General features: G+C 38.0%; 9 protein-coding genes. 3 read left to right on the top strand and 6 right to left on the bottom strand.

The genetic code is table 11. The features are described 5' to 3' along the window. The first annotated feature begins 25 nt into the window (after window positions 1-25). From hemB to KO02_RS02665, 3 genes are all read left to right on the top strand, one after another. The gene (hemB, locus tag KO02_RS02675) at window positions 26-997 is read left to right on the top strand and encodes a porphobilinogen synthase (protein WP_038695617.1); all 972 of its coding nucleotides are present in this window, start codon (window positions 26-28) and stop codon (window positions 995-997) included. A gap of 179 nt (window positions 998-1,176) precedes the next feature. Continuing rightward, entirely contained in the window at window positions 1,177-2,508 is a 1,332-nt protein-coding gene (hemL, locus tag KO02_RS02670; RefSeq protein ID WP_038695615.1) for a glutamate-1-semialdehyde 2,1-aminomutase, read from the top strand. Window positions 2,509-2,562: 54 nt separating this feature from the next. Continuing rightward, a complete protein-coding gene (locus tag KO02_RS02665) occupies window positions 2,563-3,387 on the top strand; it encodes a hypothetical protein (RefSeq protein WP_038695613.1) in 825 nt (274 codons plus the stop codon). A gap of 223 nt (window positions 3,388-3,610) precedes the next feature. Here KO02_RS02665 and KO02_RS02660 read toward each other — a convergent pair whose 3' ends face one another. The 6 genes from KO02_RS02660 to KO02_RS23920 are packed head-to-tail and all read right to left on the bottom strand — an operon-like array spanning window position 3,611 to window position 12,979. Next, complete coding sequence (locus KO02_RS02660) at window positions 3,611-4,981, bottom strand: discoidin domain-containing protein (RefSeq protein ID WP_038695611.1); 1,371 nt, start codon at window positions 4,979-4,981, stop codon at window positions 3,611-3,613. A 17-nt stretch (window positions 4,982-4,998) separates the two neighbouring features. Further along, entirely contained in the window at window positions 4,999-6,798 is a 1,800-nt protein-coding gene (locus tag KO02_RS02655) for a LamG-like jellyroll fold domain-containing protein (protein WP_038695609.1), read from the bottom strand. A 10-nt stretch (window positions 6,799-6,808) separates the two neighbouring features. After that, a complete protein-coding gene (locus KO02_RS02650) occupies window positions 6,809-8,848 on the bottom strand; it encodes a M60 family metallopeptidase (RefSeq protein ID WP_038695607.1) in 2,040 nt (679 codons plus the stop codon). A gap of 18 nt (window positions 8,849-8,866) precedes the next feature. Next, on the bottom strand, window positions 8,867-10,606 hold the full coding sequence (locus KO02_RS02645; RefSeq protein ID WP_038695605.1) for a LamG-like jellyroll fold domain-containing protein: 1,740 nt from the start codon (window positions 10,604-10,606) through the stop codon (window positions 8,867-8,869). A 16-nt stretch (window positions 10,607-10,622) separates the two neighbouring features. After that, complete coding sequence (locus KO02_RS02640) at window positions 10,623-12,233, bottom strand: DUF5008 domain-containing protein (protein WP_051959741.1); 1,611 nt, start codon at window positions 12,231-12,233, stop codon at window positions 10,623-10,625. Next, window positions 12,230-12,979, bottom strand: a complete 750-nt coding sequence (locus tag KO02_RS23920; RefSeq protein WP_038702027.1) for a fasciclin domain-containing protein — start codon at window positions 12,977-12,979, stop codon at window positions 12,230-12,232. Before KO02_RS23920 ends, KO02_RS02640 begins: the two co-directional genes overlap by 4 nt. Window positions 12,980-12,988 lie beyond the last annotated feature (9 nt).

Raw genomic sequence — 12,988 nt, 5'->3', positions numbered from 1 at the left:
CCAATCTTCTTAAAATACATATAACATGTTACAACGTCCGAGAAGAAATCGTAAATCAGCGGTGATTCGCGATATGATTCAAGAAAACCGTTTAAGTACGGGTAATTTAATCTTTCCACTCTTTATTGTAGAAGGACAAAATCAAAAAACAGAAATTTCATCTATGCCTGGGATCTATCGGTATTCGATTGATAACTTATTACGTGAAATTGAAAGCTGTCTAAAAATTGGTTTAAATTCATTTGATTTATTCCCTGCCGTAGAAGAATCTTTAAAAGATAAATTTGCAACCGAAAGCTATAGAAAGGGTACTTTATATCTTCAAGCAATTGAAGAGGTTAAGAAAAACTTTCCAGAGGCTTGTGTCATTACAGATGTTGCCATGGACCCTTACAGTTCGGATGGTCACGATGGAATAGTCGAAAATGGCGTGATCCTGAATGATGAGACTTTAGTTGTTTTGGGAAAAATGGCTTTAGCACATGCTCAAGCTGGTGCGGATATCATCGCTCCTTCGGATATGATGGATGGTCGTATTGGTTATATCCGGAATATCTTGGATGAAAATGGCTTCACAAATGTTTCCTTAATGTCTTATACTGCGAAATATGCTTCGTCTTTTTATGGCCCATTTCGCGATGCACTAGGCTCGGCTCCAAAAAATGGTGATAAAAAGGGCTACCAAATGAATTATGCCAATAGTAGAGAGGCATTGATCGAAGCACAATTGGATTTAGAAGAGGGTGCTGACTTTTTAATGGTAAAACCTGGCCTTCCTTATTTGGATATCATCAAATCGTTGCATGATAACTTTGATCTGCCAATTGCTGCTTATAATGTTTCTGGGGAATATGCCATGATCAAGGCTGCTATCGGTAATGGTTGGTTGCAAGAGACAGCAATATTGGAAACGCTTATGAGTTTCCGCCGTGCTGGTGCTACTGCAATCTTGACTTACCATGCCAAAGAAGCTATCGAAAAAGGTTGGATTAAATAATCGACCTCATATATACATGACAAATAAAGCTCAAGTTTATCTTGGGCTTTATTTGTTCTAGCTTAAAAATAAATGATTTCAGCACATTGCTTTGTCCTGCATCTTGTGCTATTCCTTACACTGAAATGAGAGATTTTAGTAAATAATTGGATACTTTTGTAGTGTAAATTATAATCAATATGACACAACAAAATAGCGCTCATACGAAAACTGCTGATATTTCTAGAGAAAAGTCGGCTCAACTTTTTGAAAAAGCGAAGCAATATTTTCCTGGTGGCGTAAATTCACCTGTACGCGCTTTTAAATCTGTTTACGGTACACCTTTATTTATTGAAAGAGGAGATAAAGCTCATATCTGGGATGCCGATGGAAATGAGTTTATCGATTTCTGTTGCTCTTGGGGTCCTCTAATCTTAGGTCATAACAACGATGAAATTCGTGAAGCTGTTACTGCACAGTTAAGCAAAGGATTAAGTTTTGGAGCTCCTACTGCTTTAGAGAATGAACTTGCTGAATTGATCATATCGAACAATCGATTTATTGAAAAAATTCGTTTCGTGAGTTCAGGTACTGAAGCCGTGATGTCTGCTATCCGTTTGGCTAGAGGTTATACAAAACGTGATAAAATTGTGAAATTTGAAGGTTGTTACCATGGTCACTCGGATTCCTTACTCGTAAAAGCGGGTTCGGGTTTGGTTACTTTTGGTGAAACTTCTTCTGCGGGTGTTCCTAAAGCTTTTGCCGATGAAACCATTGTGATTGCATTGCACGATAAAGAGGCATTAGCTGCTGTTTTTGAGCAATTCAAAGATCAGATTGCTGCTGTTATTATTGAAGGTGTTCCTGCAAATAATGGTCTTTTATTACAGACTAAAGAATATATCCACTATTTAAGAGAAATCACTAAACAAAATAGTGCGTTGTTGATTTTTGATGAGGTGATAACTGGATTCCGCTTGGGTTTTGAAGGTGCTGCTGCTTATTACGAGGTGCAACCTGACATCATCACTTATGGTAAAATTATCGGTGGTGGTATGCCTGTTGGTGCATATGGTGCATCAAAGGAATTGATGAGCTGTATCTCTCCTGATGGTAATGTCTACCAAGCGGGTACTTTATCAGGCAATCCGGTTGCTATGGCTGCTGGTATCGCTACTTGTAAAGTCTTAACCCAACCTGATTTTTATAAAAATCTAAATGGGAAAACGGCTACTTTCGTTTCTGATATTCGGAACTATATTGAAGAGAAAAATTATGAGGTGAAAATCTTTACCATTGCTTCTATCTTCTGGTTTGCTTTTACCGATCAGGAAGCCATCTTAAAAGCAAGTGAAATAGATCCAAATTCGATGGAATCATATAAAATAATGCACCGTGAGCTTTTAAATAGAGGTATTTATTTTGGCCCTTCTGGTTATGAGGTTGGCTTTGTTTCACATGCGCATACTGATGAGGATTTGACAATTGCTAAACAGCATATTTTTGCTGCTTTAGATTTAGTTTTTGGGTAGTTATAAACTTTTTTTAATATAATCTGTTTATATTTATTGTAAAATCATACAATTATGAAAAAAAACGTATTAAAGTTTGCAATGGCAGTACTCGCTATCGGAGGAACGCTAGCTTCATGTCAGAATACCGCAACTAAAACGACGACAACAGGTCAAGATTCTATCGCTTCTACTGATAGCACTTCTGGTACCGATATCACTGTTACTCCTGTAGCTGATTCAAAAGCTTTTCCGGGCGCTGATTTAAAAATTGCCTCCATTACTTCTGAGAAGGTGGGTACTGACTCTGCTAAAGTTACGGTCAACTATACGGTTAGTAATTTTAAATTAACAGAGCAGACTGCACATGATCATCATATGGCTAATTCACATGATGGACAACACATCCATTTCATTTTGGATAACAAACCTTATGCGGCTTTGTATAAACCAGAACATACAGTGACTGTGGCATTGAACTCTGAACATTATTTGATGTCATTCTTATCGCGCTCATACCATGAATCGATAAAAACAACAGAAGCATCAAAATTGGTTAAATTTAAAATTGACAAAGACGCAAAAGTAGTACAAGAAGCTGCAGTAACTGCTCCTTCCCTATTTTATAGCCGTCCAAAGGGAGAGTATAAAGGTGAAGATACGAAAGTATTATTGCTCGACTTTTTCCTTGTCAATACTACTTTAGCTGCTGATGGTAATAAAGTGCTTGCTGATGTGAACGGTAAACAATTCACATTGGATAATTGGGGTCCTTACGAAATTAAAGGGTTACCAATGGGTGATGTAAAAGTAAAATTAACTTTAGTGGATAAAGATGGTAATGCCATTACTGGAGATAATGTTTCTGTAGAAAGAGATATCAAATTATTAGCCCAATAAGGTTTATAAATATAGATAAAAAAGGCTTCGGAAAATTCCGAAGCCTTTTTTTTATGTCCTCGATTGTATGTCAAATATAGGGTATGAACAATTCGTGAAAATTATGCCGTAAAGTAAGGTAATACGATAAAGGTCCTTTGAGGATTATTCCAAAAATTAAGGGGTCTTGCTATTCATGCAAGGCCCCTTAATTTTGTAGTTCGATTTTGTATTTAGATTTGAACTAATATCCAAATGCTCTAAATTCACCTAAGTGCGTAAAGTTATCACCATCGTTCTTAGGTTTAGTCATCGTGATACGGACATACCTCGCTTCCACAACTTTTGAGAACAAATAATCTTGCCATTCACCATTTGTTGGATCAAATGCCAACGCATTAGCAACAGTGGTAAAATTAGTTCCATCTAAAGAAACCTCAATATTATAAGCAATAAATCCATTTGAGGCATTATGTCTTTTAATCAATCCAATTTTCGAAAGGGATCTTTCCTTCCCAAAATCAATGATGAACCAATGCGGAAAAGGAATAGGCGTACCATAATCAGAATGCCAAAATGTATTGATATCATTATCGATCAAAGCAGCAGCACCACCTCCATCGCCACTTTGTTCATCCGAAATAGTTATTTTCCAACTCGCTTTATCGGTATACTCCGATAGCGGTACAAATACCGTAGATATTCCTTCCTTCCCTGTTAAAGTCACCTTCAAATCAGTGGTATTATTTCCAATTTCAAAAGAGAGCAAACCACTAACCGCATCACTCGATACCTGCGCAGACTTAGCCATACCATTGGATAAATAATCGACCTTTACGGTTATCTTTTCATTGATCGTATTATCCCAAGTCACTGCGCCCGTAGTGGCACTTGTCGTGTTAAATAAAAATGATGGAATCAGCGTTTTAAACGGTAAAATACCGGGTGCCATCTGAATAACTTTTGTTGCCGTTTTCTTCAATTCAGCATCAACAATTGAGATCGAAAAGTCAATCACTTTAGTCTCATCGTAAAGTTTATCAATGATGACCGTATCTACCGCGGCCCCTGACAATACATTTTCCTTAGAAACACCATCCTTCTGATAAGCGATTTTGTATTCCAATGTCCTGTCCAATGTTTTCGGGAATACAAATTCAACACCACCATCTACCATGTCTGTCAATATGTTATCTAACTTATAATCGACTTCAAATGGCTTAGGAGTAGCTTTTACCGTCGTGATTTTAGATTCTGTCCCATCAGTGGTAAAGTACTTCAGATCGAAACTATAGGGTTTCATCTCATTCAATAGCAGAACAAGAGGTTCATTAAAGTTTTGGATTTCAATATTTTTGACCGCATTACCCTCATTATAGGTTAATAAAGCTTTGGCAACACGATCACTAAGTGCAGGCCAGTAGATTTCGATAGATTGATTAAAAGCAGAAACAAACGTCAAATTACTTGGTTTTGCAGTCGGTCTCTTTTCAGAAACTTCCACTTCTGTATTTATAATTTTGGGGAAGACTATTTCTTCTTCCTTACAGGCATTTAAAGCCAATAGCAAAGTTCCCAAAAAAAAGAATCTGCTTAATTTTAATTTTCTTTTCATCTCAGTTGGCTAAAGAGTTAAGGTTTCAAGAACTCTACTTCATATTTATTAAGGAATAACTGCCCCTGTAAATTCCATTCTTTTTGAGTACGCAATTCCAACCAATAAAATATTTGAGTATAAATATCATCGGATTGTATTTGCACGATACTATCATCCCCAACAGTACACGGTGAAAAATTCTGTACCAAATCCGTTTCAGGTTTCGCTCCCGAAACCATAAGAACAGGACCTAGACCCAATGAATTTTTCATTTCTTTGTTGCTTTCCATACTGCGGTAATACCCCACTACATGAGCCTTTAAAGGATCTGAAGTTTCAAAATCCATTAGACAGGAGACTTTCGAAACTTCTGCCGCACTCAGTGTTTTATTCCATAAACGTAAATCAGACAGTTGAAAATCTAATAACCCGTATCTAAAAGGCGTTATATATCCTACAAAAAAAGGAGAATTCGATATTACTTTTTCGTAATTAACGGAAATATTTTCCGATGTAGCCAATACGCCATTTACATATCCTTCTACACGTACAGTTTTACTATCTATTTTTTTTACCGTTGCTGCGAAATGGAACCATTCATCATTTCTTCTATTACCCACCAGTACTTGTCCATTTGTAGTTCCATCACTCAATCTCACACCTATTTGAGAATCACCCTGCGTTCTTAACATCCAACCAGCTGATACATCATCATTTTCTTGTTTTTTACCCAAGATGGAATGATACCACAAAGAAAAAGTATCAAAATAATCAGCACCTGGATGTGAGGTTGTTTTTTGAAACTTCGCTTTAAATTCTATGGTAAAGCCATCCGGATTGTTTCCTATGTCCAGCATTTTCGAAACATCACCATCTGGTGACACAGCTCGGGTACCCTCCTCTCCCGTATTTATTGTTACCTTACCCTGAGTTAAATTTTTATTGGAAAACCAACCTTTATAACGTAAACTGTTCATTAAATCGGCATTCAGCTCTAGCGATTTGAAATTTTGATTATAGTAAACCGCAAAGACATTACGTTCATTGAAGGAATCTCCACCATAAGATTTCCCTAAACCACCGTGATTACTTGTTAATATAACTAACCAATCTTCATTTTCATAGTTCTTTCTATTTTTTACAGCGGTCATGATCTCACCTACATAGCCATCCACTTTTTTAATAGCATCAGCATATGCAGTTTTTCCAGCAGAAAATCCTTCAAGTTGTCCAGCCAACAAAACATCTTTGAACTGAACAACTGTCACAGCAGGATTTTTCTTATCCAAGAAATCTACAGTTGTATTTTTCACCTCTTCGTCCGTTTTCGATACAAAAGATTCATCGGCACTTACCAAAAGCTTATTCGTAATGGACTCATCCCTTGCCACCACATAAGATTTTAATGTAGGTGCTAAAGTAGATATCCGATACAATATGGAAGAGTATCCAGCAGTATTCTCATGAGGATGATTAGGATTTGGTTTAGGAATATATGACTCATCGCCAACCTGATGCATAGCATATTTGACACCACTCATCATGGACATCCAAGTGGATGCATCTGTCGTTTGTGCATCAGAAAGGGTACGGAATGAGTATTTACTATTTTTGAGCATTTCAGCCACATTTGTCGGCATCACTTTTCTCATCTCTTCCCCAACCACACCATCTATAGAAATAAAGAGCACTTTACGGACCATCCCATCTTTGCTTGCCTGTTCATATTCTTCATACACAGCTTCGGGATTCTCATACTTTGTACAGCTAATTACTAAAAGGAGCACGCCAAAGGCAAGTATCAATTGTCTAAATATATTTAAATTCTTTTTCATGTTTATCAGCTTAATTATCGTAAAAAGCGCCAATCTCTGCTACACCCACAAATTTGCTGCCCGCCCAAGATGTTTCATCCGGAAATGTGAAACGGATATAGCGCACCTCATAGATTTTTTTAAATGCAAATTCTTTACGTGATTTATCTCCGGTTGGAATTTCATAAGAATTTAGGGTTGTATTATAAGTATAATCACTTGCGTTCTGCAATTCATCAGAATCTAATAAGGTCCATTTGACATTGTCTGTACTGACCTCTATCCTAACGGATTTAGGCACATTATTTCCAGCATCTCGCGCTTGATAATACAAACCTTTTATAGCCGATGATTCAGTCATATCCACGGTGAGTATATGTGGTGGATTATTAGCCGTATTACTCATCCAAAAACTAGTGGTTTTATTATCTGTCAATGCCGTTACAACACCATTACCCCCTCCTTCTGCGGGATATTCACTGGAAGCCATGATTGTCCAGCTTGTACGATCCAAGTCGTATTTAGGTGGTAAAGGACTATCTCCCCCGGTATAATTCAATGGGTCATATTCCCATAAACTGGTTGTCATCGGAGCATATGCATTACGGATTTCCCTTTTCGCAGACGCACTTACCGGGATACCCCAAGCATTAAAAAAACGATCAAAATCTACACCTGCAAAATGGCATAACTGACGATAAAAGTAATCTCTTTTTGCCTGTTCAAGTGATGTGTAAAAATTTTCATTTCTCGCCTTAGTATAAATATAAGGGAAAAAATCCCATCCCGATTCTCCATTTCGACCTTTTACTTTATCAAATATTTGCAAAAAAGGCGTAATCCGGGCAAAAGCAGCATTATCCTTATCTAAACCAAAGCCCGCAGGAAAATTTGAGAAATTTTTTGGCACTGATGATTTAGCATAGTTCAAAGCACTTGGAATTGCGGTTTTCAAAGCAGGGTGAAAGTCTGTACGATTCGTTTCTCCACGATTACGAGCGGCATTAAAGATGAAAATATTATTAGTTGTTTCGCCCAGATCCGACCAACTCCACGAGTTGCCCGCTTGATAGTTGTGTCCCACTTCATGATAACTACCCCAAGATGCTCCCTTTTTAATGGTAGCTGGATTGGTTAATTCTTCCAACCAATACTCATCCTCCTGCATGATCCATGGATTTCCACTATGTGCATATCCTGCCGAGGGATGGATGTCCATCACACCACGCTCCCATAAACTTGGATAGCGATTGATTGGATTAGCAGCATCAGCTGACAACCCCATCCAATTATAATAATCCTTCACGTACGATTCATCCCAAAGCTCCAGCGCTTCATCCACATGATCCATTTTACCCGATTGAATAAATTTCACTACGAGTGATCTAGGAACCGTAAACGCTGTTCGCTTCCCGATTAAATCCATCCAAGGTACATCATGAGCCAACACCTGTTTCTTCCAATCTGAAACCGACGTCTTTCCAAGGACAAAATCAGTCGCTTTGACAGCTCCTGTAATCTTTAAATCTATCGGTGTTGAACTGTGTTTAGCATTGATGATCCAGATTGTTCCACCATATAGATTCCCCACATAATTATTTCCAGGAAAAAGCTCTTTCTTTGTGTAAATAACAGCATCTCTTCGCGGTGCATCTTTCCCAGCAATATTATCGGTATGTACACCAATCTGTACGGTCATACCAATAGCCCCCTGTGGTACATTGATACGTACCGTCTCTCCAGCAGGTGCATAAAGACCCGTACTATATATAGGCGGAGGCGTATAACTTACTTTATAATCATATGCACTGACATGGACCTTATCCATCAATAAGGATAATGTTGTATCCTGTATTCGGTTCACATTTTCACCGATCAATCCTGGATAAATTCGAGCCCGGTTGTACAAGCTTTTATCTACTTTTCCCATCGTCGTGTCTGAAAGGATTGGTGATTCCTTATCATCTCCTTCTTGATAGCCATCTTTAAAATCGAAGCCCTCTTTACCACAAGAAGCAACTAAAGTTATGATACCAACTAAAGCTCCAAATATTATATATCTTTTATTCATAATGGTCAATTCTATTGATTACTTTCTTATTTGTGCATAATTGGGGCTCCAGCTTTTACCATCTAGATCCCATGCGCTTTCAACTGAAACACCCAGCCATTGATAAATCATAAATGGGACATCCACTGCATTAGGTACCTGACGAAAAAATGAATCACCAATTGGTGGTTGAAAAAATGGCACCAGCTCATTGAAACTTACCCATGACACAGGGCCCTTAATGTTAAAGTTAGCAGCCTTACCAGTCTTCTCTGTCAACTTAGTTGTATTTACATCGTCATATCCAGGCCAATATCCCTCTAGATTATCCCAAAAAGGAAAAGTCTCATCAATATGCGTCACACCACCGTATTGCTTCACTTCTTCAAACGTAAATGCCCGATTATAAATCTGTAAATTACAGATAGAAAAATCAGGATCTCTATTTCCATTACCCTTGTTAAAACCAATCTCTAAGGGTATTTCATTATCTAAACTATTGTTGTTTTTAATAGATGATTGCGATACTTTAGATGCTACAGAGGCGTTGGTGCCATCAGTATATACATATACAGAATCTTGACTACCACTTCGTTTTATTACCGTGGTCAATGCATGCCATTCACCATCATTGATCTTTGTGCCAAAAGCCTGATCAGAAATTGGACTATTGAAACCCCAATAACCATATTCAACAAATAAGTTCCAGCCAGGTGAACCCGCTGTAAATGCAGACTCTCTCTTTGCTAAAAATGCAGGATAGATATACTCTTTACCTGGAGCATTAAATTTAAGGAATAAAGTAATCGTCCAATCGGATCCAGAGCCCATATTAAATTGACTCACATCAGGTAAAGACGCCACCACTTGATTATTTTCTTTGTATGTGTACTTTGGGGCATTTCCGAAAAAAGGCACATCCTTAGCATTGGGTCTTGGTAAAATTTTTCTAGCAAATTTTGGCGAGTACATTAACGTATACGTATGGCGTTTACTATCTCCAAAAGCTGTGTAATCGGTAACCGGTGTCTCTGCATCTCCCCCTTTTCCAGAAGTAATAACGACCAACCAATTCTCATGCAGGTAGCTTTCACGCGCTTTGATGGTATTTACCAAATCCTGCACCTGCTTGTCCATTTTTTTGATAGCCTCGACATAAGCAGCCGCAGAAACATCATACCCTGATGCCGCACCAGCTTGGTCTACTGCTTTCAGATGCACGACATTTAAATCTGCAGAGTCGGTTTTTAAACCATTAATAGCATTTGCCACAACCGCTTCATCAGTAGCTCCCTTTTGTACATGCGCATCTTTTCCCAAGTAAGTCGCATAATCATCCGAAGAAGTATAGAGTGCCGATACTTCTTGCTTTTTCACAGATTTCAATCGGCTAAATATGGTCGGATAAGCATCCGTATCCAAGTTTGATAAATCATCTGTCGTTACCTTGTTTTTCTTTGCATTCACCCCTGTTAACAGGGTAGATGCCACAGCTGCATTCGTCAATTTAAAATCTACCGTTGGATCGGCGAGACTACCATAAGTCACCATTCCGCTTCGGGTCATTTCCGTTAGATTGACGGGTTCTAGATCTTGTACTGCTGGACCAGCCAATCCATCTATGATAACCATCAAAACTTTATCTCTATTTTCTGGACTATCCTTAGCTTCATTAAAATTTTGAAGCAGATTTGGAAAATCCTTATTACACGATACAAGAAGCATAATCCCCCCTACAACGTATAAAGTGTTTTTTAATCTAGTAATATACTTGTTCATATTGGTTCTTTTTAGGTTATTCTTTGACTTCTAAACGGAATAAATTGCCAATTGACTTGCTTCCGTATTGATAGATGCTACCACCAATTAAAAGTGCTGGTAAGCCAAGCGATGACTTTGTTTCCACGATTTTGTACACTGTTCCCGAAAAAGGAGCCTGACTGTTGTATTTTTGTACTAGTGAACCATCTTTTTCCAATAATAATAAACTAGGACGACCAATACCATTGTAGGTTTCAAAAGTTCCTTTTACCACAACCCTTCCATTGTCTAAGATCTGCGCAAAATTGGCTACAGTATTACCGATATCCCCTAATACAAATTGATTATCGATAGATCCATCTGTATTCAGAACCGCAACACCGTTCACTTTACCACCATGTCCTAATTTGTGAATCAAACCCGAAATCGCAATTTTTTTCAAAAGCGCATTATAGGTCACACTAAATATACGTTCGATGTTACCACTTAAATTGAAAGCAGGATCAACCGAACCATCGGATTTGATACAAGCGATCCCTGGAGCAGGTGAGCCGTTATAGCTCGTAAACGACCCTATAATCAGTATGCGCTCATTATCAATCAATGCGGCATCAGAGATACTACCATTTGCACCTAGATTATTCAGTGCAAAAGTCGAATCCAAAGAACCATCAGGCAACATCCTGATAACATTCCTTGCCTCAGTCACTAAGTATCTTCTATTGTCACGAGAGGAGTAGGTATAATCAATTTTATAATACGTTTTAAAGTTCCCTACAGCTACAATCTTGTTGTCCGCCATGGTGAATACACGTTGAATTGGATAGGATAAAACACCACCATTGAAAGCTGAAACCGTATCGAGTGAATTTTTAGGATCATCCGTTGTATTGATTACATCGACAATCATGGTATCCAAACTACCTCCAGAATTTAATCGGGCAATATTATAGACACCTCTTTTGTTGAACGTGCTAAACCCTCCCCCGATAACAAATTTTCCGTCAGATGTTTTGGCTATCGAATTGATAGTTCCAGATTTTACACCCTCACCAAACTTCATCGCATCATTACTCTTACCATCAGCACCGATAAAGTGTATACCATTGCGAAAAACCTTTTTATCCTCAGGGACATTATCAACAGCCTCATTTTCGAAATTGATAAAAGATCCTGTTATAATAAAACCTCCAGCATTAGGTAAGATATCATAGACCGAACCTAAAAATCCGTTAACTATTCCATAGTTTTCATCTAATGCTGCATTTCCCTCTACTTCTAACCGAGGTCCATAGAAAACCTGTCCATCTACGATAATCTTAGCGTCTCCAGAGGAAATTTGCGCAGGGACCCTTATGGTCACCAATGAATCTTTTGCCGAGACAACCTCGACCTTGGTATTGTTTATCGTAAATTCGATATTATCCAAATAAGGTTTTAATCCTTTTACATAAAAATCGACCAATTCACCAGGCTTAGCCACTTCTGGACTTGCATAATTGGTGTAAAATCCCACCCCTAGAGATTCCTTACCTCCAGCATAAGGATCTGTACCCAAGGCAATATCTTTCGAACAAGAAGAGAATGCAAATACAAGAACTGCAGTTGCTTGCCATAATTTTTCCAATTTTAATCTTATCATCATAATTCAGTCAAATCAGTTTTAGGTAATATGCCCTGTACCATTGCATCTTCTGCAAATAGATAACTCCGAAATCCTAGTGCATGCTTTGAAAACTGCAGCACATGCAAAACACCATTGGTAGGTTGAATATCTGAAGTAGCAACAGGTGCAGTAACAAAAGGCAGGAGAAACTCTTCTAGACCAGGGATAGCGTAAGGATAATTCAAGTATAATTGACGATAACCTGCATACTTGATAACCTGCTTATCCGAAGATTTGACATCATTATAAAATACACCGATGTTCATATCTTTTCCGTCAATCGTTTTAAATACTCCTCCTGGATAAGAATCCAATTTCAAGGTATCTAACTGTGTAAAATCTTTGGCTACATATTTCCCTTTCATGATATATTGAGAAAGATATTTACGCCAAATCTCTGGTTTAATTTGATCCAGTGACGTAATGGAATCTTGTCCACTTCGAAATAGAGCTTCGTTCAGTAGCCAAACAGATTTCAAGATGGATGGATCTGGGGGAGCAAAAAATGTAACCTCCTCATTCTTAAGTATATCGTCCAGTTTTGCGATTTTAAGCGCTACGGTCAATGTATCGAACAGATCTGGTCTGCTTTCCAGGAACTGCCATACGGTACCGTTATAGTTAGGGTTGTGCACACCAGTGTCCATATAGTCCTCTTTTTTACAGGCTGTAAAAATCAACAGCATAACCAAGAGAAATACACTATTTTTTAACAAATTTTTCATCTTCATTTT

It is taken from the genome of Sphingobacterium sp. ML3W, assembly GCF_000747525.1.
GTDB lineage: Bacteria > Bacteroidota > Bacteroidia > Sphingobacteriales > Sphingobacteriaceae > Sphingobacterium.
The sequence above is the reverse complement of the archived record's forward strand: the minus strand, read 5'-3'. Positions and strand labels throughout refer to the sequence as shown.